At 66.0% G+C, this 23,957-nt stretch carries 25 protein-coding genes; 13 read left to right on the forward strand and 12 right to left on the reverse strand.

The window, feature by feature from the left end; all coding sequences use genetic code 11:
• Positions 1 to 81: 81 nt before the first annotated feature.
• Positions 82 to 2,487 (forward strand): TonB-dependent siderophore receptor, encoded by a 2,406-nt coding sequence (locus IB261_RS13695; RefSeq protein WP_192382823.1) that lies wholly within the window; start codon positions 82 to 84, stop codon positions 2,485 to 2,487.
• A gap of 311 nt (positions 2,488 to 2,798) precedes the next feature.
• Here the strand turns inward: IB261_RS13695 and IB261_RS13700 are convergent, their stop codons facing one another.
• The 3 genes from IB261_RS13700 to IB261_RS13710 all read right to left on the reverse strand — a co-directional run bounded on the left by IB261_RS13700 (position 2,799) and on the right by IB261_RS13710 (position 4,425).
• Complete coding sequence (locus IB261_RS13700; RefSeq protein ID WP_192210918.1) at positions 2,799 to 3,311, reverse strand: thioredoxin family protein; 513 nt, start codon at positions 3,309 to 3,311, stop codon at positions 2,799 to 2,801.
• A 57-nt stretch (positions 3,312 to 3,368) separates the two neighbouring features.
• On the reverse strand, positions 3,369 to 3,812 hold the full coding sequence (locus IB261_RS13705) for a nuclear transport factor 2 family protein (RefSeq protein WP_081520850.1): 444 nt from the start codon (positions 3,810 to 3,812) through the stop codon (positions 3,369 to 3,371).
• Between the two features lie 109 nt (positions 3,813 to 3,921).
• Positions 3,922 to 4,425 carry a GNAT family N-acetyltransferase gene (locus tag IB261_RS13710; protein WP_139791711.1) on the reverse strand — a complete coding sequence of 168 codons (504 nt, stop codon included), beginning with the start codon at positions 4,423 to 4,425 and terminating at the stop codon, positions 3,922 to 3,924.
• 143 nt (positions 4,426 to 4,568) lie between these two features.
• Between IB261_RS13710 and IB261_RS13715 the strand changes: the two genes are divergently transcribed.
• The 4 genes from IB261_RS13715 (at position 4,569) to IB261_RS13730 (ending at position 6,738) form a co-directional block, all read left to right on the forward strand.
• On the forward strand, positions 4,569 to 5,000 hold the full coding sequence (locus IB261_RS13715) for an Rrf2 family transcriptional regulator (protein WP_081520848.1): 432 nt from the start codon (positions 4,569 to 4,571) through the stop codon (positions 4,998 to 5,000).
• A gap of 104 nt (positions 5,001 to 5,104) precedes the next feature.
• The gene (locus IB261_RS13720; RefSeq protein WP_151186924.1) at positions 5,105 to 5,491 is read left to right on the forward strand and encodes a DUF1360 domain-containing protein; all 387 of its coding nucleotides are present in this window, start codon (positions 5,105 to 5,107) and stop codon (positions 5,489 to 5,491) included.
• Between the two features lie 16 nt (positions 5,492 to 5,507).
• Complete coding sequence (locus tag IB261_RS13725) at positions 5,508 to 6,197, forward strand: class I SAM-dependent methyltransferase (RefSeq protein WP_192382822.1); 690 nt, start codon at positions 5,508 to 5,510, stop codon at positions 6,195 to 6,197.
• A 49-nt stretch (positions 6,198 to 6,246) separates the two neighbouring features.
• Positions 6,247 to 6,738 (forward strand): HIT family protein, encoded by a 492-nt coding sequence (locus tag IB261_RS13730; protein ID WP_192382821.1) that lies wholly within the window; start codon positions 6,247 to 6,249, stop codon positions 6,736 to 6,738.
• Here the strand turns inward: IB261_RS13730 and IB261_RS13735 are convergent.
• Positions 6,709 to 7,653 (reverse strand): LysR substrate-binding domain-containing protein, encoded by a 945-nt coding sequence (locus IB261_RS13735; RefSeq protein WP_225594987.1) that lies wholly within the window; start codon positions 7,651 to 7,653, stop codon positions 6,709 to 6,711. The two genes, IB261_RS13730 and IB261_RS13735, sit on opposite strands and share 30 nt — an antisense overlap.
• 108 nt (positions 7,654 to 7,761) lie before the next feature.
• Here IB261_RS13735 and IB261_RS13740 point away from each other — a divergent pair, with 108 nt between their 5' ends.
• Positions 7,762 to 8,712, forward strand: a complete 951-nt coding sequence (locus tag IB261_RS13740) for a DMT family transporter (protein ID WP_192382820.1) — start codon at positions 7,762 to 7,764, stop codon at positions 8,710 to 8,712.
• Position 8,713: 1 nt separating this feature from the next.
• On the opposite strand, the gene IB261_RS13745 is transcribed toward IB261_RS13740, so the two are convergent.
• Positions 8,714 to 9,412 (reverse strand): MOSC domain-containing protein, encoded by a 699-nt coding sequence (locus IB261_RS13745; RefSeq protein ID WP_081520843.1) that lies wholly within the window; start codon positions 9,410 to 9,412, stop codon positions 8,714 to 8,716.
• A gap of 131 nt (positions 9,413 to 9,543) precedes the next feature.
• On the opposite strand from IB261_RS13745, the gene IB261_RS13750 reads away from it, so the two are divergent.
• Complete coding sequence (locus IB261_RS13750; protein ID WP_192382819.1) at positions 9,544 to 9,783, forward strand: cytoplasmic protein; 240 nt, start codon at positions 9,544 to 9,546, stop codon at positions 9,781 to 9,783.
• A 296-nt stretch (positions 9,784 to 10,079) separates the two neighbouring features.
• On the opposite strand, the gene IB261_RS13755 is transcribed toward IB261_RS13750, so the two are convergent.
• Both IB261_RS13755 and IB261_RS13760 read right to left on the reverse strand, forming a co-directional pair.
• The gene (locus IB261_RS13755) at positions 10,080 to 10,556 is read right to left on the reverse strand and encodes a BRO-N domain-containing protein (protein WP_192382818.1); all 477 of its coding nucleotides are present in this window, start codon (positions 10,554 to 10,556) and stop codon (positions 10,080 to 10,082) included.
• A 710-nt stretch (positions 10,557 to 11,266) separates the two neighbouring features.
• A complete protein-coding gene (locus IB261_RS13760) occupies positions 11,267 to 12,193 on the reverse strand; it encodes a LysR substrate-binding domain-containing protein (RefSeq protein WP_192382817.1) in 927 nt (308 codons plus the stop codon).
• Between the two features lie 80 nt (positions 12,194 to 12,273).
• On the opposite strand from IB261_RS13760, the gene IB261_RS13765 reads away from it, so the two are divergent.
• Positions 12,274 to 13,596 (forward strand): MFS transporter, encoded by a 1,323-nt coding sequence (locus IB261_RS13765; RefSeq protein WP_081520839.1) that lies wholly within the window; start codon positions 12,274 to 12,276, stop codon positions 13,594 to 13,596.
• Positions 13,597 to 13,641: 45 nt separating this feature from the next.
• Complete coding sequence (locus tag IB261_RS13770; protein ID WP_192382816.1) at positions 13,642 to 14,571, forward strand: carbon-nitrogen hydrolase family protein; 930 nt, start codon at positions 13,642 to 13,644, stop codon at positions 14,569 to 14,571.
• A gap of 38 nt (positions 14,572 to 14,609) precedes the next feature.
• On the opposite strand, the gene IB261_RS13775 is transcribed toward IB261_RS13770, so the two are convergent.
• The gene (locus IB261_RS13775; RefSeq protein ID WP_151186931.1) at positions 14,610 to 15,593 is read right to left on the reverse strand and encodes an aldo/keto reductase; all 984 of its coding nucleotides are present in this window, start codon (positions 15,591 to 15,593) and stop codon (positions 14,610 to 14,612) included.
• Between the two features lie 257 nt (positions 15,594 to 15,850).
• Here IB261_RS13775 and IB261_RS13780 point away from each other — a divergent pair, with 257 nt between their 5' ends.
• The 3 genes from IB261_RS13780 to IB261_RS13790 are packed head-to-tail and all read left to right on the forward strand — an operon-like array spanning position 15,851 to position 18,276.
• Positions 15,851 to 16,180: a carboxymuconolactone decarboxylase family protein gene (locus IB261_RS13780; protein WP_081520836.1), complete on the forward strand. Its 330-nt coding sequence runs from the start codon at positions 15,851 to 15,853 to the stop codon at positions 16,178 to 16,180.
• 10 nt (positions 16,181 to 16,190) lie between these two features.
• Positions 16,191 to 17,198 carry an aldo/keto reductase gene (locus IB261_RS13785; protein ID WP_081520835.1) on the forward strand — a complete coding sequence of 336 codons (1,008 nt, stop codon included), beginning with the start codon at positions 16,191 to 16,193 and terminating at the stop codon, positions 17,196 to 17,198.
• Positions 17,199 to 17,232: 34 nt separating this feature from the next.
• Complete coding sequence (locus IB261_RS13790; protein ID WP_151186932.1) at positions 17,233 to 18,276, forward strand: NAD(P)-dependent alcohol dehydrogenase; 1,044 nt, start codon at positions 17,233 to 17,235, stop codon at positions 18,274 to 18,276.
• A 24-nt stretch (positions 18,277 to 18,300) separates the two neighbouring features.
• Here IB261_RS13790 and IB261_RS13795 read toward each other — a convergent pair whose 3' ends face one another.
• The gene (locus IB261_RS13795; protein WP_081520833.1) at positions 18,301 to 19,194 is read right to left on the reverse strand and encodes a LysR family transcriptional regulator; all 894 of its coding nucleotides are present in this window, start codon (positions 19,192 to 19,194) and stop codon (positions 18,301 to 18,303) included.
• Between the two features lie 58 nt (positions 19,195 to 19,252).
• Positions 19,253 to 20,254, reverse strand: a complete 1,002-nt coding sequence (locus tag IB261_RS13800) for a zinc-dependent alcohol dehydrogenase family protein (protein ID WP_192382815.1) — start codon at positions 20,252 to 20,254, stop codon at positions 19,253 to 19,255.
• 105 nt (positions 20,255 to 20,359) lie between these two features.
• Between IB261_RS13800 and IB261_RS13805 the strand changes: the two genes are divergently transcribed.
• Complete coding sequence (locus tag IB261_RS13805; RefSeq protein WP_192382814.1) at positions 20,360 to 21,271, forward strand: LysR family transcriptional regulator; 912 nt, start codon at positions 20,360 to 20,362, stop codon at positions 21,269 to 21,271.
• 27 nt (positions 21,272 to 21,298) lie between these two features.
• On the opposite strand, the gene IB261_RS13810 is transcribed toward IB261_RS13805, so the two are convergent.
• The gene (locus IB261_RS13810) at positions 21,299 to 22,171 is read right to left on the reverse strand and encodes an SMP-30/gluconolactonase/LRE family protein (protein ID WP_192382813.1); all 873 of its coding nucleotides are present in this window, start codon (positions 22,169 to 22,171) and stop codon (positions 21,299 to 21,301) included.
• A 396-nt stretch (positions 22,172 to 22,567) separates the two neighbouring features.
• On the reverse strand, positions 22,568 to 23,809 hold the full coding sequence (locus IB261_RS13815) for an EAL domain-containing response regulator (RefSeq protein ID WP_081520830.1): 1,242 nt from the start codon (positions 23,807 to 23,809) through the stop codon (positions 22,568 to 22,570).
• Between the last annotated feature and the right edge of the window lie 148 nt (positions 23,810 to 23,957).

Raw genomic sequence — 23,957 nt, forward strand, 5'->3', positions numbered from 1 at the left:
CGGCGTCCACCAGCCGGCATTCGCCAACCGAGTCATTGCGCCAACAGAGCGCAAACCTCGCACCGAAGGATCCTCCAGCAGATGAAAGACGTAGCCTCGGGCGCGCTCCTGCTCAGTCTCTCCACCCTTGCTCTCTCCGCGGTCGCCGCCCCCGTGGCCATCGACCTGCCCAAGCAGCCCCTGGCCGCTTCCCTGGAGCAATTGCAGTCCGCAACCGGAATGCGGATTTCCTATGACCGTGCCCAGATCGCCAAGGTTGGCGCGCCGGCACTCAAGGGCAACATGGAGCCGGGCGAGGCACTCGATCGTCTGCTGGCGGACAGCGGCCTGCAGGGCACGGTCAACGGCAACAGCGCACAGGTCAGCGGTGCCGTGCGCGGCGGCGCATCGGGCAATGACAGCGTCGACCTGGGTGCCACCGAGGTCGTCGGCGCTGCCCCTGTGGCGCCGGGCACCACCGAAGGCACCGGCTCCTACACCACCGGCGTGATGCAGACTTCCACCAAGCTGAACATGACCGTCCGCGAGACGCCGCAGTCGGTGAGCGTGGTCACCCGGCAGCAGATGGAAGACCAGAACATGCAGGACCTCGACGACGCGATTCGCGGCGTCACCGGCATGACTGTCCAGCAGTACGGGCCGGCGCGAGTGAGCTACGCCGCGCGTGGCTTCGATGTCGACAACATCATGTACGACGGCCTGGCCACCAGCATTTCCACCTACACCCAGGACGTGATTTCCGCCGCGGACCTGGCGATGTTCGACCGCGTCGAAGTGGTGCGCGGCGCCACCGGCCTGATGCAGGGCGCGGGCAACCCGGCCGCCGCCGTCAACATGGTGCGCAAGCGCCCGACCCAGGACTTCCACATGAGCCTGGAAGGCAGCGCCGGCACCTGGGACCGCTACCGCAGCCAGGTCGACGTTTCCGGCCCGCTGAACAGCGAAGGCACCCTGCGCGGCCGCGCGGTGGCTGCCTACGAGACCCGCGACAGCTTCCAGGACGTGGTCAGCGGCGAGCGCGGTGTGCTTTACGGCATCACCGAGGCCGACCTGAACCCGGACACCACCCTGACCCTGGGCGCGTCCTACCAGAACGACAACAAGAACGACAACTGGGTAGGCCTGCCGGCACCGCTGGGTGGTCGTCACCTGGACCTCAAGCGCTCCGACTACTACGGCGCCGACTGGTCCTACTGGGATACCACCACCACCCACCTGTTCGGCGACGTGGTGCACCGCTTCGACAACGGCTGGCAGATGAAGGTCGCCGCCGACAAGCTGTGGGCGCGCATCGACATGCTCGGCCTGTACAACAGCTGCTACTACACCGAAGGCTGCCCGACCATGACCATGGGGCCGGGCAAGTACGCCTACACCGACGACCACCAGAGCTACGACGCCTTCGCCAACGGCCCGTTCCAGGCCTTCGGCCGCGAGCACGAGCTGGTGTTCGGCGGCAGCTACCGCGAAGAGCGCTTCGACGGCCACGGCGGCTGGGGCGACCTGACCTACAACGACGGCTCGCCGGTGACCCCGTTCGACCCGACGAAGTGGGACCCCAGCTCGGTGCAGAAGCCGAACATCGACATGAGCCTCTGGAACATGAAGCTCGACCAGGAGCAGAAGGGCGCCTACGTCACCACCCGCCTGAACGTCGCCGACCCGCTCAAGGTGATCCTCGGCGGCCGGCTGGACTGGTACGAGGCCGACCCGCACAACGACACCGGCACCCAGAAGGTCACCCGCAACGTCACCCGTTACGCCGGCGTGGTCTACGACCTGAACGACGTCTATTCGGTCTATGCCAGCTACACCGACATCTTCAAGCCGCAGAGCAACTTCGATTCCAGCGGCAGCCTGCTCGACCCGATCACCGGCAAGAACTACGAGATCGGCCTGAAGGGCGAGCACTTCGGCGGCACGCTGAACACCCAGATCGCGCTGTTCCAGGTCGATCAGGAAAACCGCGCCACCGACGACACCAGCGGTCCCTCGCCGTGCCCCAGCTCGCCGACCTCGATCTACTGCTCGCGGGCTTCGGGCAAGGTGCGCAGCCAGGGCGTGGACATGGAAGTCAGCGGCGCGCTGACCGAGAACTGGCAGGCGATGGCGGGCTACACCTACGTCGACGCCAAGTACAAGCACGACAGCAACGAGGACAACGTCGGCAAGCCGTTCGACCCGAGCAAGCCGCGCCACCTGTTCAAGCTCGCCACCAGCTACACCCTGCCGGGCGAGCTGCACCAGTGGCGCGTGGGTGGCAACCTGGTAACCCAGAGCCAGACCGAGGACACCACCACCGGCTTCCAGCAGGGCGGCTACACGGTGACCAACGCCATGCTCGGCTACAAGGTCAACGAGAACATCGACACCCGGGTGAACTTCAACAACATCTTCGACAAGTACTATTACAGCGGCATCAGCTTCGGCAACCTGAACTACGGCGAGCCGCGCAACCTGATGTTCACGGTGAAGTACTCGATGTGATCCGCCTGGCCTGAACGAAAAAGCCCCGCATCGCGGGGCTTTTTCATGGCTTCTGTTTCACTGCGGAGCCGCTGGCCTTCGTTGCGTCCGTAGGATGGTGTGGAGCGAAGCGATACCCATCGATCTACCGGCAACTCCGTTGATGGGTATCGCAGGCTCCACCCATCCTACGATCGAGTGTCCAGGGTGCCGAAGTTGTGGGGCCAACGCCTGTAGGGCGCATAACACGCCAGCGTTATCCGCCCCGCGCCCCTGCAGATGACGGACCTGTAGGCGCGGGCCATGCCCGCGAACGCGCCGACAAGGCGCGCTTACGCCCGACCTTCAGCCTTCTCGAACAGCTCCAGCAGGTCCGTCAGCGTGCTTTCCAGGTACTCGCCTGCACGGTACGCAGGCTTGAGCGCATCGCCACCTGCCACCACTTCCAGCGGTCGTTCGATGAAACGGCCTACCGGCTGGAAATCACCATCGAGCACCAGCACCACCGGGATCAGGATACGGTCCAGTTCCATGCGTTCACGCAGGTCGTCCTCGGCACGTCCCTTGGTGATTACCGCCAGCTCCACGCGCGGTTGCAGGCGCTGCAGATGGTCCATCACGGTGACGTTGATCTGGCAGTCCGGGCACCACATCTCACCGGCGATCAGCAGGCGGTAGCGGCCCTCGATGGCCTGGATGCGGCGCAGGGTGTCGGCGCTGATGGTGCCGGTTTCAGCCAGCTGCTGCTGGACCTTGCGCACCCCGGCAATCTCGCCGGGCAGGCCGTGGGCGACGAAGGCGTCGAAGCCCTCGCCGATGGAGAAGAGTTCCTCGTAGGAGGCCATGGGGATTTCCTTGAACGGGTAATAGCCCATCCCAGCAGAAATCCCCGAGGCGGGCAATCAGCTCTTGGCAGTCTGCGCCTTGGCGGCGGCCAGATAGGGCGCCAGGCGGCGGCCCATTTCCTCGCCCAGAGCCTGCAGGCCGCTGAGCGGGCGGACCATCACCTCGAACTCGACGATCTTGCCGTCCTCGTCGAAGCGGACCATGTCGATACCCTTGAGGTCCTTGCCGTTCACCGTGGCGCTGAACTCCAGCACCACGTTCAGGCCGTCGCCGGTGGCCAGTTCGCGGTGGTAGGTGAAGTTCTCGAACACCTGCAGCACGGTATTGAGAATGGTCGAGACCACCGGCGCGCCGGGGTAGGGCGAGTGCGCCATGGGCGAGCGGAACACCGCGTTGGGCGCCAGCAGCTGCGGCAGGTTGGACAGGTTCTTGGCAGCCACCATCTGGTGCCAGCTGGCCAGCGAAGCGGCGGCCTGGGGGTGCAGGTTCAGTGCGGTCACGGGAATACCTCCTGAGAGTTCTTGTTGTTCACTCAGGACGATACGGCCGCTCCGGCAGGTCGCTCAATGATCGGAAATGACAGAAGACTGATCCTGGCGTACAGCGCGCTCAGTGCGTCGCCGGGCTGATCAGGTAGCTCACCAGCTGCGGGTCGTCCCCCGGCTCGATGCTCTGCACCGGGCGCGGCAGGTCGGCGAACACGGCTTTCCAGAAGGCCGCCGCCACTTCGTCCTGGGAATAGAAACGCACCAGCCAGGGGCCGGGATTGCCCAGCAGCACCTGGTTGGCCAGCGCGCGGCCTATCCCCGAGCGACGGTACTTCTTCAGCACGAACAGGTCCGATAGCTCCAGCGCGTCGATGCCCGGCAGCTCGCTGCCTTCCACCAGCAGGAAGCCGGCGATGAAGCCGTCGGCGAGGATCAGGTTGGCGCTCCACTCCGGCTCGCTCCAGTAGCGCGCCAGGTGCTCCTCGTGGATGTAGAAGCGCCCATCGACCTCCACGTCCTCGTCCTCCCAGTCCGACGACTCGTAGGCGTAGTACTGGTAGAGGTTGCGGATCAGGTCCTGGTGTTCAGGGCCGGTCTGCACCAGCTGGATGGAAAGATCGTTCATGGTCGATGGCTCGCGGGGAGACGGAAGAGGGCGCGTGACCGCCATTGTCGCCCATTCCCGTGGCAATGCCAGTGGCAGGCGGGTTTGAACCGCGCCGCGGCGGGGTGCGATGATGCAGGCGCCTTCACCTTCGAGACCCCACCGTGCGAACCGACAGCCGCCTCTCGCGCATGCTCCACGTGCTGCTGCACATGGCCCGCGACGACCAGCCCGTGACCTCCGAGCGCATCGCCCAGATGCTCGGCACCAACCCGGCCGTGGTGCGGCGGACCATGGGCGGCCTGCGCGAGGCCGGCTACGTGCGCTCGGAGAAGGGCCACGGTGGCGGCTGGACGCTGGACTGCGACCTGGCCCAGGTCACGCTGCTGGATGTCTACCGCGCGGTGGGCAGCGAGCGCCTGTTCGCCATGGGCTTCGATAACGTGCACCCGGATTGCCTGGTGGAAAAGGTGGTCAACGACGCGCTGCAGGACGCCATGGAGCAGGCCACCGCCATCCTCCTTGAACGCCTGGGCGCCGTGTCCCTGGCCGATCTCGCCGAACGCTTCACGGCGCTTTACCCGAAAGACCACTGATGATTCCTGGTTGAAATGCCGGTCGATGACCGGCATTGACCCTGTGCGCTCAATCAAGTTACTTTAAAAGTAACGAAAGATACCAAGCCCACCAGGAACCTCCCATGATCGATCTCTTGAACTCGCCGCTGGCCGGCGCGCTGTGGACCTGCCTTGCCCTGGCCATCGCCGCCTCCGCGCTGTCCATGACCGTCACCCAGACCGAACTCTTCGCACCCCTGCGCGCACTGGCCTGGAAGGTCCACCCGCAGGTCGGCCACCTGTTCCAGTGCTTCTACTGCTTCAGCCATTGGGTGGTGATCGCCGGCACCCTGGTCTACCGTCCGGTAGTGATCGCCAGTGGCTGGGCGCCGGTCGACTGGCTGGTGGCGACCTTCTTCACCATCGCCCTGACGGCGATGTTCTGCGGGCTGCTGTTCAAGGTGTTCCTCACCGCCATGGCCAAAGCCGTGAGCGAGCGGGAGCTGAAGAAGCTGTTCGCCAGCGAGTGACCAGAAAGGACTCTGCATGACCCCCGCCGAACTGATGGCCCCGTTCCACGACCCCGACGCCGCCGCGCGCTACGCGGAGAACCCGCCGCGCTTCGTCCCCGGCGTGTTCGACCTGCACCGCATGGTGGCCATCCTGCTGGCCGAACAGGCGCCGCACGACGGCCACCTGCTGGTACTCGGCGCGGGCGGCGGCATGGAGCTGCGTGCCTTCGCCGAAGCCCAGCCGGCCTGGCGCTTCACCGGCGTCGACCCCTCCGCCGAGATGCTCGCGGTGGCGGCGCAGATGCTCGGGCCGAACGCTGGGCGCGCTGACCTGCTGCAGGGCTACATCGACGACGCTCCGCCGGGCCCGTTCGACGGTGGCGCCTGCCTGCTGACCCTGCATTTCCTGCCCGAGGCGGAACGCCTGCGCGTGCTGCGCGAAATCCATGCCCGGCTAAGGCCTGGCGCGTCCTTCGTCATGGCGCACCTCTGTGTGCCACAAGGGGCTGGCGAGCGGGCGCGCTGGCTGTCGCGCTACGCCGAGTTCGCCGTCAGCTCCGGGATGGAGCCGGGCAACGCGCAGCAGGCACGCAACGCCGTGGATGCGCACCTGAACATCCTCACCCCCGAGCAGGACGAAGCGCTGCTCTGGGAAGCCGGCTTCAGCCGCATCGAGGCCTTCTACGTCGGCTTCGCCTTCCGTGGCTGGGTTGCACTCGCTTGATACGGACCTCTGCTAGGCTGGCGTCCCGTTTTGTGCCGGACGCCAGTCGATGCAGATTCCTGCCACCCACGTCATCCACCAGACCGAGCACTGGCTGCTCAACCACCATCTGGCGTCCGCCTTGCCGGGCTACCTGATGCTCGGTTCGAAGCAGCCGGTGGAGTCCCTGGCCGACCTGCCGGAAGCCGCGCTGGCGGAAATGGGCGTGCTGATGGCGAAGGTCCAGCGCATCCTCGAAGAGACACTGCACCCCAAATGGCTGTATATCGGCCGCTTCGGCCATTCGCCGGGCTTCCCCATCCACTTCCATTTCATCCCGGTATACGCCTGGGTCGAGGAAGCCTTCTGGGCCGATGAGCGCTATCGCTCATTAAGTCAGTTCGCCCATATCGAGGATGCCTCCACCCAGACCGACGGCGCCGAACTGACCCTGTTCGTCTGGCGTGAATTCGGCGAGGCGCCGGTGCCGCCCGCCGTGCAGGGGCCGTCGATCGAGCAGGTGATCGAGCGGTTACGCGGGCGTTTCGTCCAGCCCCAGTGACGCCAGCAACCAGTCATGGAACAACTGCGCCGCCGGTGACAGCTGGCGGTGGCGCAGGGACACCAGGTACTCGCCGCGCTCGGTGACCATGGCCAGGTCCGTCACCCGCTGCATCTCGCCGTTGGCCACCGCATCATCCGCCATGAACCCCCAGGCCAGGCCGATGCCCATACCTTGCTGCACGGCGCGGTAGGCGAGGGTGAGCTGGTTGAACACCGGGTCGCTCTCCGCCGGCTGGTAATCCTTGCCGAAGTGACCGAACCAGTCGTGCCAGTCCAGGCAGCTCCAGGCCGAAGTATCCAGTTGCACCAACGGCGCGGCGGCGAGCTGGTCGAGGGTGGTGATGCGGGAGGCGTCGAAGTCCGGCCGGGCGACCGGGTAGACCACTTCGGGCAGCACGAAGCGGCTGTTCAGCGTGGTCCAGTCGCCCGCGCCGTAGAGGATGCCCAGGTCGAAATCCACCAGGCTGGCTTCGTCGATCTCGTTGATCGCGTGGACATGCACGGCGATGCCGGGGTGGGCCTTGTTGAATTCGATCAGCTTGGGAAACAGCCAGAACTGCGCCAGTGCATGGGTCGCCAGCACCGACACGGCGTTGCTCTGGTGCACGTTGCGGATGCGCCGCACGCTGTGCTGCAGGCGATCGAGCAGCATGTCCACGGTGGTCAGCAGCTCCGCGCCGGCGGCGGTGAGGGTCACGCCGCGCGGTTTGCGCTCGAACAGCGGCACCTTGAGGCTGTCTTCCAGCGCGCGCATCTGCTTGCTCACCGCGCTCTGGGTGAGGAACAGCTCGGTGGCGGCCTGGGTGAAGCTGCCATAGCGGCCCACGGCCTCGAAGGTGATGAGAGTTTCCAGGGGTGGCAGGGTGCGCAGGTAACGGCTGATGACGGCTCTCCGGTGAAAGGCCTGAGGCATTCCTTGTGGGAATGTCTCGGTGCGGATTTATCCTTGGTCAGAACCTACCACAACCGCTACCGTGGCGGCTCTTTATGGGCATTCACTGAAGTATCGAGGTTGTTGGAGATGAAACGCGGGGTGGTCTACGCAGGCATGGCAGGGGCAATCTGGGGTGGGGTGATCCTCGCGCCGTCGCTGGTGCCGGAATTCAACCCGCTGCTGATCAGTTCCGTGCGTTTCGCGCTGTATGGCGCCATCTCGCTGCTGATCGCGCTGCCCGTGGCCCTCGGCCTGCTGCGCCGGGTCAGCCGCGAGGACCTGTCGATGCTGATCCGCCTGTCCCTGGCCGGCAACCTCTTGTACTTCGCGCTGCTGTCGGCGGCGGTGCAGTTCGCCGGAGTGGCGGCGGCCTCGCTGATCAACGGCATCATGCCGCTGGCGATCAGCTACCGCAGCCGTTGCGAGCAGGACTCGCTGCCGTTGTCGCGGATGAAGATGCCGCTGGCGCTGGTGGCGCTGGGCATTCTCTGCATCAACCTCGATCCGTCGGCGCTGATGGCTGCCGGCAGTACACCGGGCGAGCGCATCCTCGGTATCGTCTGCGGCTTCTCGGCGGTGGTCTGCTGGTCCTGGTTCGCTACCGCAAACGCGCGCTACCTGAAGGCCAGCCACTTCAACAGCCACGAATGGTCGACGCTAACCGGCGTGGTCACCGGGGTCATGGCCGTGGTGCTGGCGGGCGTCGGTGTACTGATTGCGCCGCAGGCGGTGCCGACCGGCATTTCCGCGGAGCGCTGGATGGTCTTCCTCTGGGTCTCGCTGTTCCTCGCCATCTTCGGCTCGTGGGTCGCCAATGGTCTGTGGAACGCCGCGACGCGCCGCCTGCCGATGAGCCTCGGTGGCCAGCTGATCGTCTTCGAGACGCTGTTCGCCTGCGCCTATGCCTACATCAACGAACAGCGGTTGCCGGGCCCGGTTGAGGCGCTGGCGATTGTCCTGCTGACGGTCGGCGTGCTCTGGGCTATCGGCCTGCACCGTGCGCCGGCCGAGGTCCCGGCGCGCGCTGTGGAGTCCTGAGTCAGGTCTTCGGGCTGCCTTCCAGGCGCGGGCTCCAGTCTTCCACTGCGCCGTTCTCCAGGCGCCGCGACAGGGTGCGGCGCCAGTTCGGTGGCAGCGGCAGTTCCAGGCATTCGCGCAGCACGTCGGCGTTCACGCGCTTGTCGAACAGCACGGCGGAAAGCCGTTGCAGCGACCAGTCGGAGTAGGGGCGCTCGACCAGTTCGAGAGACGCTCCGGCGGCCACCGCGCCTTCCTCCAGCACCCGGTAGTACCAGCCGGTGCGTCCCGACTCCTGCACACGCAGGGCCATCTGCGCCACGTCGAAGCGATCGTTGAGCTTCCAGCAGGGCATGCGCCCCTGGGAAACCTCCAGCAAGGCCGTGCCGGCGCGGATGCGGTCGCCCAGGCAGAGGTCCGCTTCGGTCCAGCCGGTGGTGCTGAAGTTCTCGCCGAACGCGCCGGGCTGACCCAGCAGCGGGTGCGCGCCCAACTCGGCGGCCCAGTCCGCGTAGTGCTCGCGGGGGTAGTGGTGGATGGCCTTTTCGATGCCGCCGTGAACGCGCAGGTCGCCTTGCTCGTCGCTCTCCAGCCCCAGCGTGGTCACCGCCAGAATGGCCTGGCGCGGTTGCTTGGCGATGGCGCTGCGCGAACCGGGCCGGGTGAAGGGCACGGCTTGGCCGGTGAGGAGGGCGTCGAGGGAAACGGCGGGCAGGCTCATGTCGGGATTCTCGGGCTTGGAAATGGTATCGACCAAAAACTACCTGGACAAAATCCGTCAGGACGGTAGGCTCTGTCAAGGTTTCGATTCGATACCAAGTAAGTTTCCTTTCGATTTCGTGAGAGTTCGCCATGCACAAGTACCGCCTGACTATCCAGCGCCACGGCCAGTTGCTCGGCCATTTCGATTCCGATCTGCCCTGGGCTCGCGACGCCGTGCGCGCCATCGCCGAGAGCCTGGGCGGGCAGGATTTCAACCTGGAGCTGCAGGTCGCCGACAGCGAACGACGCCTGCTGGAAAGCTCGCCAGCCGGCGTCAAGGTGCTGGCCAGCGAGCCGTTGTTCCGCCCGGTGCCGTTGTACACCTTGTAGGAGCGCGCCATGCGCGCTCCTACGAGATAGCTCTGTGCTCGGGCCAGCCCTCACCCTAACCCTCTCCCAGAGGGAGAGGGGACCGTTCGGTGCAGGATGAAAACTTGGCGTCAGTCGGCTCGGACTGCCCCCTCTCCCCCTGGGAGAGGGATGGGGTGAGGGGGAAGCGCAGGCACGGAGCTCCAGAAAAAGACAGTTGCTCCTACAGGTTGAATCCGGTTACGTCACGGCGGATAACGCTGGCGCGTTATGCGCCCTACCAGTGCGGCCGAGGCACTACGTAGGATGGCCCGGTGTCAGGTGCGCAGGTGGTTTTCCAGCAGGCCGACGGCGTCGCGCCAGCGCAGCCAGAGGTTGCCCTGCCAGTCCATCACCGGCAGCGACTCGCCCAGCAGGTGCTGCATGCGCCGGCGCGGCAGGCGGGCGTCGAGGTTGGAGGCGTCGCGCAGGGCGGGCACCACATCGTTGGTCAGCCATTGGCGCAGGCTGCGGTTTTCCGGGGGGTGGCAGTAGATGAGCAGCAGGGCGTATAGGCCGCTCTCGCTGACCAGCAGTTCCGGTTCGGTACTGCCGGCAAGGCGCTCGCGGCGGGACTGGTCGTGGTCCAGCCGGCCGATGAGGTGGGCTTCGACGGGGCGGTTGACCAGCTTGCTCAGGTCACGCACGACGAACCACGCCTGCTGCTCGATCAGCAGGGCGCGCAGTTGCCGGTTGTAGCGGACGAATGTGCTCGGGATCAGGCCGTCATCGGCCGGGGAAGTCGAAAGGTTCATTCTGGTGCTCCTTGCTGAATCAAGAAGCCGCCGCCCGAAACTGCCGAAGAGGGAGGCGGACCGTGCAAGGGTGGAAAACCAGCTTGTTCGTAAACGCCGGCCGGGCCAAAGCCCGCCTCACACGGCCCGCCATAGACAGCGAAGCGAATCCGGCACCGAGGTGGTGCCGGACTGCCACTGCATACAGCGATTACGAACAAAGATCAGGTTTCCACACCTGGCCACGATGACGCTGTGGCAGGGCGAAACGCTAAGCAGTGAGTTCGTAGGACCGCAACGCCGGAAAAGTGTAGGGACCTTCCCCTGCATCCCGCAGCGGCTTCACCTGATTGGCGTGCTGGCTTTCAGGAATTGCGAGACCGTCGGGCATTTCCGCACGAAAACCCCTGCACCCGCGTTCCCCTGTAGGAGCGAGCCATGCTCGCGATCGCGGGCATGGCCCGCTCCTACAGGATGAGTCCGGTGTCTGACGTAGGGCGGATAACCCGGCACGGGTTATCCGCCGGTTACGTTACGGCGGATAACGCTGGCGCGTTATGCGCCCTACCAGTGCGGCCGAGACACTACGCAGGATGGCGTGGAGCGCAGCGATACCCATCAACGCACACGCACGGCCGGCATGGGTATCGCTGCGCTCCACCCATCCTACAAAAGCTGCTGAGGCTGTCAGGTGCGGAGGTGGTTTTCCATCGGGCACGGCGCAGAGCGCCTCAACCCAGCTTCTGCCCCAGCTCGCCGATGAACTGGCGCAGCCAGTCGTGGTGCGGTTTGTTGTGCCGGGCGATGTCCCAGAGCATGAAGCAGCGGAAGGACGGCACCGGGAAGGGCACCGGGCTGACGGTCAGGTCGGTCATCGCCGCGTAGCTCTCGGCGGCGAAGGTCGGGATGGTGGCGATCACTTCGCTGCTCATCAGCGTCGTCAGCGCGCCACTGAAGTGGGTGAAGGAGGCGGTGACCCGGCGCGCATAACCGGCGGCCTCGAACATGTCGTCGATGAAGCCGCGCCGGCCGTCATAGGACACCCGCACATGGTTCGCCGCGAAGTATTCCTCCAGGCCGATGGGCAGGTCCGCCGCACGACCGCGCGGGCGGTACAGGCAGGAGTAGGACGAGGAGAACAGCACCTGGGAAGAGTAGCTGGTGCCGAAATCCTTCGGCTCGCTGCAGATCACCAGGTCCATGTCCGGGTCCTGCAGGGACTGTTTCCACAGCGAGCTGTTGCTCTGGTGGAAGGCGAAGCTCACGCCCAGGCCTTCGGCCGCCGCGGCGTTGACGATGCGTGGCGCGAGGTACGCCTCGATGTCGTCGGACAGCCCGATGTTGAACACGTAGCTGGACTCGTGGGCGGAGAATTCCGGCTCGCTGCCGAGCACGCCGGAGATCGAGGTCAGCGCCTCGGCGATCTTCGGCGCCAGCTCCATTGCCTTGCGCGTGGGCTGCATGCCCGAGGCGGTGCGGATGAACAGCTCGTCAGCGAAATGCTCGCGCAGCCGGCGCAGCGCCGCGCTCACCGCGCCCTGGGTCACATGCAGCACGGCCGAGGCGCGGGTGGCGCTGCGCTCGGTCATCAGGCAGTGGAAGGTGAGCAGAAGGTTGAGGTCGATCCGCGAGATATTACGTACGTTAATCCGGCTCATATTTCCTAATCGTTTGCCCTGCGCCCGCGGGGATTCCTAGTCTGGCGTCCACACAACCATAACAAGGGATGGAGAATCCTGTGGACGCGATTTCGCAAAGCGTGGGTGCAAGCAGCATCCGTACCAGGGGCGGGCAGTCGGATATCCGCAAGCGGGCCATCGCGGTCGGCATCGGCAACTTCATGGAGTGGTTCGACTTCGCCATCTACGGCTACTTCGCCGCGGTGATCGGCATGCTGTTCTTTCCCTCCAGCGCGCCGGGAGTCTCGCTGCTCTCGTCGCTGGCGGTGTTCGCCGTGGGCTTTCTTTCGCGGCCGTTCGGCGCGCTGATCCTCGGTCCCATCGGTGACCGCTTCGGCCGCCGCGCGGTGCTGATCATCACGGTGTTCGGCATGGGCGTGTGCACCACCATCATCGGCCTGTTGCCCTCCTATGAGGCAATCGGCATCGCTGCGCCGATCCTGCTGATCGCCATGCGCTTCATCCAGGGCATGATGGTTGGCGGCGAGTGGTCCAGCGCCGGCATCTACATCGTCGAGAGCGCGCCGTCGAACCGCCGCGCCACCGCCGCCAGCGTGATCACCGGCACCGCCGGGCTGGCCTTCCTGTTCGGCACCTTCACCGCCGCGAGCATTTCCTCGGCGCTGGATGATGCGCAGCTGGCGGCCTGGGGCTGGCGTCTGCCGTTCGTGGCGTCGATCGTGATGACCGGCATTGCCGTGTTCATCCGCCGCAAGCTGGGGGATACGCCGGTCTACGAGGAAATGGTGCGCCAGCGCGATGCGCTCAAGGCGCAGGCGCCGAGCAAGGCCGTGCGCCGCCGGGCGTTCATCACGACCTTCGCCTTCTCCGCGCTGTTCGGCGTGTCGCTGTACTACTTCATCACCTACGCCAACAACCACCTGGTCAGCACCGTCGGCCTGCCGCGCAGCAGCGCGCTGTGGCTGTGCAGCATCGCGCTGGTGGTCTACGTGATCGTCAACCCGCTGATCGGCCGCCTGAGCGACGCCATCGGCCGGCGCAAACTGTTGCTGGGCGCGGCCGCTGCGCTGACTGTGCTGGCCTACCCGATCTTCCTGTTGCTCAACACCGGCAACCCGCTGGCGATCCTCGCCGGGCTCACGGTGATGGGCGTGCTGGTGGCGATCACCGCAGTGATGGACGTGGTGCTGCTCGTGGAGGTCTTCCCGGCATCGATCCGCTCCACCGGCGCGGCCCTGGGCCACAACCTGGCCCTGGCGATCCTCGCCGGCCCCGGTCCCTTCATCGCTGCCGCGCTGATCCGCCAGACCGGCGATGCGAACCTGCCGGCGGCTTATCTGGCGGCGGTCTCCCTGGTTTGCCTGGTGGTGCTGTGGAAGACCCTGCCGGAAACCCGCGACAACGACATCAGCCGCTTCTAGGCCCCCAGAAAATTCTCAGATAGTCAGCCCCAGACAGGAGTCCCCATGACCCGTGTAGCAATCATCCAGGCCGCCTCCGTTCCCTACGAGCCGATGGCCAGCGTCGAGAAGGCCGCCGGCATCCTGCGCCGGGTGGCGGAGCAGGGCGCGAAACTGGCGGTATTCCCCGAGGCTTACATCGGCGGCTACCCCAAGGGCGCAGCCTTTGGCAGCGTGGTGGGCAGCCGCAGTGCCGCCGGGCGCGAGCTCTACCAGCGCTACGTCGAGGGCGCCGTGGCGCTGGACGGCCCGGAGCTGGCCGCGCTGGCCGAAAGTGTCGAGCAGACGGGCGTGACCACGGTGGTCGGCATTATCGAGCGCCACGGCCGCACCCTCTACTGCACCGCCGTGACCCTGGCGCCCGGCCGGGGTATCGCCGGCTATCACCGCAAGCTGATGCCCACCGGGCAGGAGCGCTTGATCTGGGGTTTCGGCGACGGCTCGACCATCGAGCCGGTGCAGACCGAGTTCGGCGTGCTGGGCAGCGTGATCTGCTGGGAGAACTACATGCCGGCGCTGCGCCAGGCCATGTATGCGCAGGGTGTGCAGCTGTACTGCGCGCCGACGGCGGATGATCGCCCGACCTGGGCGGCGTCGATGCAGCACATCGCGCTGGAAGGCCGGGTGTTCGTGCTCTCGGCCTGCCAGGCGATCCGCCTTGGCGAGTACCCGCAGCAGCACCGCGAGGCTTTCGGCCTGGCGCATCAGGAAGACGACTACGTCATGCGCGGCGGCAGCATGATCGTCAGCCCGCTGGGCGAGGTGCTGGCCGGGCCGGTGTTCGATTGCGAGACCGAGCTTTACGCCGACCTCGACATGGGCCTGCTGGAGCAGGGCAACCTCGACTTCGACGTGGTCGGCCACTACGCGCGGCCGGACGTCTTTGAACTCAAGGTCAATACTGCGCCACTGCGCCCGGTGACTTTCGAGGGTTGATGGCAAGCGCCCGGCGCCGATGGGCGCCGGGCTTTCCCTCAGCGTCCGACGCGTTGCTGCAGGTGCGCCGGGTAGCGTTCGCCGACGATCTCGATCTCGCGCAGCGCCGCTTCGATGGCGGCGAGGTCGGTGGCGTCCAGCACCAGCGAGGCCGCGCCGAGGTTTTCTTCCAGGCGATGCAGCTTGGTGGTGCCAGGGATCGGCACAATCCAGGGCTGCTGGGCCAGCAGCCAGGCGATGGCGATCTGCGCGCGGGTCGCGCCCTTGCTCTCGGCGAGGCGGCCGAGCACGTCGATCAGCCCGGCATTGGCCTTGCGGTTCTCCTCGGAGAAGCGCGGCACGACATTGCGGAAATCGCTGGCCGAGAACTGCGTGCGCTCGTCTATGGCGCCGGTGAGGAAGCCCTTGCCCAGCGGGCTGAAGGGCACGAAACCGATGCCCAGTTCGGCCAGTAGCGGGAGGATTTCCTTCTCCGGCTCGCGCCACCACAGCGAGTACTCGCTTTGCAGCGCCGCCACCGGCTGCACCGCATGGGCGCGGCGGATCGATTGCGGGCCAGCTTCGGAAAGACCGAAGTGCTTCACCTTGCCTTCGCGGATCAGCTCGCCGACGGCGCCGGCGACGTCTTCCATGGGCACGTTCGGGTCGACCCGGTGCTGGTAGAAGAGGTCGATACGGTCGGTCTTCAGGCGCTTGAGCGAGGCTTCCGCCACGGCGCGGATGTTCTCCGGGCGGCTGTCCAGGCCGAGGGAAACGTCACCGTCCCTGAAGCCGAACTTGGTGGCGATCACCACCTGGTCGCGCACTGGCGCCAGGGCCTCGCCCAGCAGCTCCTCGTTGGCGAACGGGCCGTAGGCCTCGGCGGTGTCGAAGAAGGTTACGCCGCTGTCGAAGGCGGTACGTAACAAACGAATGCCATCGTAACGGTCGACCGCCGGCCCGTAGCCGTAGCTCAGACCCATGCAGCCCAGGCCCAGTGTCGATACCTGCAGGCCGTTGTGGCCGAGTGTGCGCTTGTCCATCGAAGTCTCTCCAATCGAAAGTCAGTCCTGAAGCGGGAAGGGCAGGAATGCCCGGCGAAACGTCTGGAATGGACTTTACTCAAGGACTTTCACCGTGATTAGACGGTTGAAACCGCATTCGCCTATGAGCGTGGCTCATGGGTTATGGCGGGGCATTCATGAGGCTGCCTCATAGGTCCAAACGCGTTTCGGCGCTTAATCGCAGGCGTGGCAGGGCCTAGCATGGTGCCCAGTCAACGGGTCAAGCGGAGAACACCATGAGCGAACCAGCTTCCACCGCCCACAAGGCTTTCGGCGATATCGCCCCGGCGCTGGCCGACTACACCGACCAGGTGCTGTTCGGCGATGTCTGGGAGCGCCCCGGGCTTTCGCCGCGTGACCGCAGCCTGGTCACCGTCTCCAGCCTGGTGGCGCGCTACCAGGCCAATGAACTGTATTTCCACCTGGGCAAGGCGCTGGACAACGGCCTGACCCGCGAGGAACTGATCGAAGCCATCACTCACCTGGCTTTCTATTCCGGCTGGCCCACGGCTTCCACCGCGCTGGGCGTCGCCCGCCGCGTGTTCGCCGAACGCGATGCCGCCTGAGGAGCATTCCATGGAATACCGTTACCTGGGCCGTAGCGCCCTGAAAGTGTCGCCCCTGTGCCTGGGCGCGATGATGTTCGGCGGCGAGACCGACGAACCGACCTCGCGCCGCATCATCGACAAGGCCTTCGAGCAGGGCGTCAATTTCATCGACACCGCCGACGTCTACCACAAGGGCCGCTCCGAAGAGGTGGTGGGTCGTGCGGTGGCTGCCCGGCGCGATGACTGGGTGATCGCCAGCAAGTTCGGCAACGCCCTGGGCGAGGGGCCGAACAACCGCGGCCAGTCGCGCAAGTGGATCTACCAGGCGGTGGAAGACAGCCTGCGCCGGCTGGGCACCGATTACCTGGACATCCTCTACTTCCATCGCACCGACGTCGATGCGCCGCTGGAAGAGGGCCTGCGCGCGGTGGGCGAGCTGATCCGCCAGGGCAAGGTGCGCTACTACGGCCTGTCCAACTTCCGTGGCTGGCGCATCGCCGAAGTGGTGCGCCTGGCCGACCAGCTGGGCATGGACCGGCCGGTCTGCAGCGAGCCGCTGTACAACCTGGTGGACCGCACCGCCGAGGTCGAGCAATTGCCTGTCGCCGGCCACTACGGCATCGGGGTGGTGCCCTACAGCCCGCTGGCCCGCGGCGTGCTCACCGGCAAGTACCGGCCCGGCGCCGAGCCGCCGGCGGATTCACGCGTCGGCCGTGGCGACAAGCGTATCCAGCAGACCGAATGGCGCCCCGAATCCCTGCAGATCGCCCAGCGCATCGCCGAGCATGCGATCGCCCGTGGCACTACGCCGGCAGCGTTCGCGCTGGCCTGGGTGCTGAACAACCCGCTGGTCAGTTCGCTGATCGCCGGCCCGCGCACCGAGGAGCACTGGGATGGCTACCTGCCGGCGCTGGACCTCCAGCTGACCGCCGAGGACGAAGCCTTCGTCGACAGTCTGGTGCCGCCCGGCCATGCCTCTACCCCCGGCTACAGCGATCCCGCCTATCCCGTCGAAGGCCGCCCGGCCCGTCGTTGAAATCCATCCACTCGAAGCGTCAGGAGCAATACCGATGAAGACCCTTGGATACGCCGCGCAGAACCCGCAGGACCCGCTCGGCCCCTTCACCTTCGAGCGCCGTTCACTGCGCGACAACGACGTGGCGATGGACGTGCTCTACTGCGGCGTCTGCCATTCCGACCTGCACCAGGCCCGCAACGACTGGGGCTTCAGTCGTTACCCGATGGTGCCGGGCCACGAGATCGTCGGCCGGGTCACCGCCGTCGGACCGAAGGTGACGCGCTACAAGGTCGGCGACGCCGTGGCGGTGGGCTGCATGGTGGACTCCTGCCAGGAGTGCGATCAGTGCCGCAAGGGTGAGGAGCAGTTGTGCCGGCAGGGCAATACCCAGACTTACAACGGCGTTGATCGCGTGACCCGCGAAGCGACCCAGGGTGGTTATTCCAAGCAGTTGGTGGTGCGCGAGGAGTTCGTCCTGCGCGTGCCGGACGGCCTGGACCTGAGCAAGGCGGCGCCGCTGCTGTGCGCCGGCATCACCACCTATTCGCCGCTGCGTACCTGGAACGTGGGGCCGGGCAGCCGCGTGGGCGTGGTCGGTCTCGGCGGGCTGGGCCACATGGCGGTGAAACTCGCCATCGGCCTGGGCGCCACGGTCACAGTGCTCAGCCGCTCGGCGGACAAGCGCAGCGATGCCATGGAGCTGGGCGCCGATGCGCTGCTGGTGTCGTCGGATGCGCAGGCGATGAAGGCTGCGGCCAACAGCTTCGACCTGATCATCGATACCGTGCCGGTGAAGCACGATCTGAAACCCTACATGCCGCTGCTGGATATCGACGGCACGCTGGTGATGGTCGGGCAGGTTGGCCCCATCGACGAGATCAGCAGTATCCCGCTGCTGCTCGGCCGTCGGCGCATCGCCGGATCGCCCATCGGCGGCATCGCCGAGACCCAGGAAATGCTCGATTTCTGCGGCAAGAAGAACATCCTGCCGGAGTGCGAGATGATCCGCATGGACGAGATCAACCAGGCCTACGAGCGCATGGAACGCTCCGACGTGCGCTACCGCTTCGTCATCGATCTGGCCACGCTGTCCTGACCTGCAACGCCTTGCGCCGGGCTTTCAGTCCTGATGGCGCAGGGCGTCTACCAGCACCGTGAAGGCGCGGGATTTCTGCCGCCGGCTCGGGTAGTAGAGGTGGTAGCCGGGGAAGGTCGGGCACCAGTCTTCCAGCACTTTCTCCAGGCGCCCGGCAGCGACGTGCTCGGTGACCATGTCTGCGGGCAGGTAGGCCAGGCCGAAGCCATCCAGCGCGGCACGCAGGATGTGCGGGCTGCTGTTGAAGGTCAGCTGGCCTTCGACCCGCGCCTTCACTTCGTGGCCGTCCCTGCTGAACTCCCAGGCCATCAGCCCGCCGTAGGTCGGCAGGCGCAGGTTCAGGCAGTCGTGGCTGGCCAGTGCCGGCACGTCCAGCGGCCGTCCCTTGCGCGCGAGGTAGGCGGGGCTGGCCACCACTGCCATGCGCAGGTCCGGGGCGATGCGCACGGCAATCATGTCCTTGGCCACCTGGTCGCCCAGGCGCACACCGGCGTCGAAGCGTTCGGCGGCGATGTCGGTCAGGCCGTAGTCGATGCTCACCTCGACCTTGATGTCCGGGTAGTCCGGCAGCACTTTCGCCAGCTTCGGCCAGAGCACGGTGCTGGCCGCATGCTCGGCGGCGGTGATGCGCAGGGTGCCGACCGGCTTGTCACGGAAGTCGCTCAGGGCCGCCAGCTCCGCCTCGATCTCCTCGAAGCGCGGCGCCAGCGTCTGCATCAGGCGTTCGCCGGCTTCGGTGGGGGACACGCTGCGGGTGGTGCGGCTGAGCAGGCGCAGGCCCAGGCGGGTTTCCAGCGCGCGGATGGTGTGGCTCAGCGCCGACTGGGAGACGCCCAGCTGCGCCGCCGCCTTGGTGAAGCTGCCTTCGCGCGCGACGGTGACGAAGGCGATCAGGTCGTTGAAGTTTTCCCTTGGCATCTCGGCTCCGCTGCGTCCAGCGCGGCGGGGAGCCGCGCCGGGGCAGTGTATCCGATGGTTAGACGGTGACCACGACTTTGCCGAACTGCTGGTTGGACTCCAGGTAGCGGTAGGCCTCGGCTATCTCGTCGAAGGCGAAGGTGCGGGCGATCACCGGGCGCAGCGAGCCGTCTGCGAGGCCTGTGTAAATGAACTCCGTGGCTTCGCGCAGGCGCTGCGGATTTTCCAGCACTTCATAGACGCGATAGCCACGCAGGACCAGAGAACGGCTCAGCACCTCGAACAGCGGGAAGGGCGTGGGTTCGGGGCTCAGGCCGCCGTACTCGATGAGGATGCCGCCCTCGGCCATGGTCGCGGTCAGCGCTTCGAAGATCGGGCCGCCCACCGGGTCGAACACCACCCGGGCGCCGGCCTTGCCGGTGATCTCGAGCAGGCGCGAGCGCAGGTTCTCCTCTTCGCTGGCGATGACTTCGGCGGCGCGGGCCTGCAGGAGAGCTTCGCGTTTGGCCGAGGTACGGGTCACGGCGATGGGCACCGCGCCCACGCGCCGGGCGATCTGGATGGCGGCGAGGCCGACGCTGCTCGATGCGGCAGTGATGACGACGAAGTCCCCCTCGCGCAGCCCGGCGACCTGAATCAGAGCGCCATAGGCTGTCAGGTACTGCATCCAGGTGGCGGCGGCGTCGTTCCAGCCCTGTCCCGGCGGGTTCTTCACCAGGCGAGCTTGCGGAACCACCAGATGCTCGGCGTGAGTCGGGTCTTCCTGCATCGAGGTCGGCGGCAGGACACTCACCGCATCCCCCGGAGCGAATCCGCGCACCGCGCTGCCCACGGCCTGGACCACGCCGGTGGCCTCCAGTCCCAGTCCGGAAGGGAACTGCGGGCTCTCGATGTAGCGGTCAGTGCGCAGCAGCGATTCGGCGCGATTCAGCCCCAGGGCCTTGACCCGGATACTCACTTCATCTGCGCCGGGCTGGCGAACTTCCACCGGCTCTAGGCGCAGGACTTCCGGGCCGCCGATCTGGTGGAAGCGAACGGCGCGGGTCTTGGTGCTTTCCATGTGATGCTCCAATACGAAAGTGATTTGACGTAAAGCGACTATCAGTCATGGGAATTGCCCGATAAATGGCGTATAGAAACAGTTGGTCGAAATCAGGGGTTTCGAATGGATCGTCTGACCAGTATGGAAGTCTTTGTCCGAGCGGTGGACCTCGGGTCCTTCGCGGCGGCAGCGGATGCCCTGGAAATGTCTGCACCGATGGTGGGCAAGCACGTGCGCTTTCTCGAGGAGCGCCTGGGCGCCCAGTTGCTGATGCGCAGCACGCGCCGGCAGAGCCTGACGGAGGCGGGGCGGATTTATTACGAGCGCTGTCGCATGTTGCTGGCCGATGCGGAGGCGGCGGACATCCTTGCCGCCGGCGAGGTGGCTGAGCCGCGTGGTCGACTGCGGGTGGCGATGCCGGTGCATTTTGGTCGGCGCTGCGTGGCGCCGGTCCTGCTGGAACTGGCGCAGCGCTATCCGCAACTGGAGCTGGACCTGCGCTTCAGTGACCGCCTGACGGACCTGGCGGAAGAGCAGATCGACCTGGCGATCCGCACGGGGGAACCGCAGCCCAGGGACGGCATCATTGCGCGGCGCATCGGCCGGCAGCGCATGGTGGTGTGTGCGGCGCCAGCTTATCTGGAGCAGCACGGGCGACCGGCGAGTATCGAGGAGCTGGCCGCGCATCGGGTGCTGGTCTACCACCGCTCCGGACGGATCAATCCGTGGTTGTTCCCCCGTGAGGGGTTGGAGCCGGCGGAGTTCGCGCCGAGCTCCCGGCTGCGTTTCGACGACCTGGCGGCCATTGCCGACGCAGCAGTCCGCGGCATGGGGCTGGCGTGGTTGCCCTACTGGCTGGTACGCGAGGTCATCGAGGCGGGGGCGCTGGAGGAGTTGCTGCCGGGGCAGCCGGGCTTCCTCTACGACGTTCATGCGACCTGGCAGCAGACCACCCAGCTGCCGCGCAAGGTGCGGCTGGCAATCGATGCGCTGGTCGAGGTGATGCCCGGCCTTGTAATGCCGGCGCAGGAGTAGGGCGGTCGTGCCGACCGCCTGAGGGTGTCACTTGGCCGGAGTGAGCTGCAGCACGCGGTCGCGGCCACCTTCGGCGAGCAGGTAGCCGCCCTTGCCGTCGGGCACGATGGACTGCGGTGCCTTGAGGAATGACAGGATGGTGCGCGGTTCACCCTTGCCGTCCCACAGCAGCAGGCGCGCGCGGTGGGTGGAGTCTTCGCTGATCCACAGGCCGCGCTGGTCGCACATCAGGAAGGTGGGTTGGTTCAGGCCGGAGAGCAGGACCGGGTCCTTGCCGTCGTCGCTGAACTGGTGCACCACGCCTTTCTTCTTCTCGGTGTAGAGCAGCTTGCCGTCGGTGCAGCGGGTGACGGATTCGGTTTCGTGCAGGTGGTCGCGCAGCACGGTCAGTGCGCCATCGCTCCACCGGTAGCGCAGCAGGCGGCCGTCGTCGCGGCGGTCCTCGATGGCATAGAGGTTTTCACCGTCGTCCCACAGGCCCTGGACGGACTGGCCCATGAACAGGTCGGTGACCTTGCCATCCCTGAGCAACTGCACCGGTTTGCCGTCGGATTCCTGGCTGAACACCCAGCCGCCCTGGGCGGCGATCATGCCGTCAGGCTTGGACAGCCCGTCGACCATGATCCGGCGCTCGCCGTCGGCGGCGATACGCAGGATGTTGCCCTTGTCCTTCTTCAACTCCTGGCTGACCAGCAGGCCGCCATCGGGCAGCGGTACCAGCGACGCGGCTTTCTGCACGTTCTTGTGCAGCACCTCCACGGACCAGCCATCGGTGGCCTGCACCGGATAGAAGCCTTGCCAGGCGAAGAAGCCAAGGGCGGCCACGACAATGGAGCCGGTGCCGGTCAGGGCAAAGCGAATCAGCGAGCGGCGGGGCGAACGCACGGAAGTCTGGGGCATGTATCGGCTGCCAAAACTGAAGGTGGGCAACACTGGGGCGATCCATTTGGATTTATGCCTTCCTGGCATCCAGCGCGCAGCCGGGCATGGTAACCAGACAGTTCATCGGTGAGCTAGGGCGAAACAGCGTGATAGACATCACGCGGGGCAGGGCGGGGACGCCGGGGCAATCGTCGTATATCCGACCATATTGGGACGAATGTGCCGCGAATTGGCAGACATTGCCTAGGGAATTTGCGGTGTTTTGTCGCGTATGTGCTGATTTGCCGGCCATGCGGGAGAACTGGGAAGACGGCTTGATGGCCAATGGCCTACAATTCCTGCGTCCTTTGCTGAGGACAATCCAAACGGCTGTTGCGGACAGGAAGTCCGCAACAGCCGTTTTCTTTTGTGTGCTTATTGCTCGGCCAGACGAATCACGGAGTCCGCTTTGGCCGACAGGACCTCGGGTTTCTGCAGGCGCGTCGGGACGCCCCGCAGCACTGGACCCAGCTCGCTGGTGCTGACGGGCTTGCCGAACAAATGCCCTTGCGCCGATTCGCACTCCAGGCTTTGCAGTTGACGATGCTGGCTGGCGTTCTCGACACCCTCGGCCACCACCATAAGACCCAGTTCGCGGCCAAGGGCCAGCGCATTGCGCAGGACGATGTGGCGGCGCGGATCGCCGTTGTTGAGGTCGGCAAGGAAGGTTCGGTCCAGCTTCAGTTCGGTGAACGGCAGTTCGACCAGGCGCTGCAGCGTGGAGTGGCCGGAGCCGAAATCATCGATCGCCAGACCGCAACCGAGCAGGCGCAGGCGCAGTACGTTTTCCAGGCTTAGCGGCGGCGCATGCAGCGGCGAAGTCTCGGTCAGTTCGAAGGTGACATTTTTCGGGTCCATCTCCAGTCGACGGAATACACGTTCGACAGCGGAGGCGAAGTCCGTCTGCGCCAACTGCTCGGATTCCAGATTGAAGGAAAGCTCCAGGTCGGCGCGATTGTGCGCCCGCAGTGCCTCGATGGCCTGACGCATCAGTTCGAACAACCCTTTGTCGAGCTGCCCATTGCGACGCAGGACCGGCAGGAATTCGCCGGGTGCCAGCAGTTGCCCGTCTTCGCGCTGCCAGCGGGCCAGTACTTCGAAGCCGTAGATCTGTGCCGTGGCAACTGTCACCTTTGGCTGCAGGAAGGCGCGCAGGGCGCCGCTGCCCAGCACCTCGGCGGGCGTCCCTTCTTTGCTCTGCTCCCCCTGCTGAGAGAGTGCGGAACGCGCTTCCTGTGGCTGGAAGTCCGCCAGCAGTGCGCGCAGGCGCTCCAGCGTGGCGGCTTCGTTGCCGAGCCAATAGACCTTCAGACCCTGCACCTGCAGAAGATGGGCGAGGGCGGTCCAGGTACCCGGCGCCAGTTCGCCGCTGACCACAACGCCTTGAGCCAGCCCTTCTCGGGCCACAGTCTGGAGAAACTCCAGACGCGCCACCGGCTCGCTGCGCACATCGCAGATCAACAGGTGTACGCCACCCAGGCTGCGCAGGCGGTCCAGCGCGAAGGCGTTGCTGGATACCTCCGACAGGAAGCTGTAGCCGAGATGGTGCAGCGCGGTGACGGCGGTCGAGCGGTGCAGCCCGGAGGCCTGGAGTACCAGCGCGGAAAGGGGAGGCATGGAGTTTTACTCACGGAAGATTGGCTTGGCACATTTTCGAAAACGACGCCCGCCATGTGAGGCAGGGGATTCCAGTTCTTCTGTCAGTTAAATCCGACTCTGTGGGCTCGACCTGACTTCGGGTAGATGTATCCCTTCCGAAAGGAGA

It is taken from the genome of Pseudomonas sp. PDM20 (assembly GCF_014852575.3).
Lineage (GTDB): Bacteria > Pseudomonadota > Gammaproteobacteria > Pseudomonadales > Pseudomonadaceae > Pseudomonas.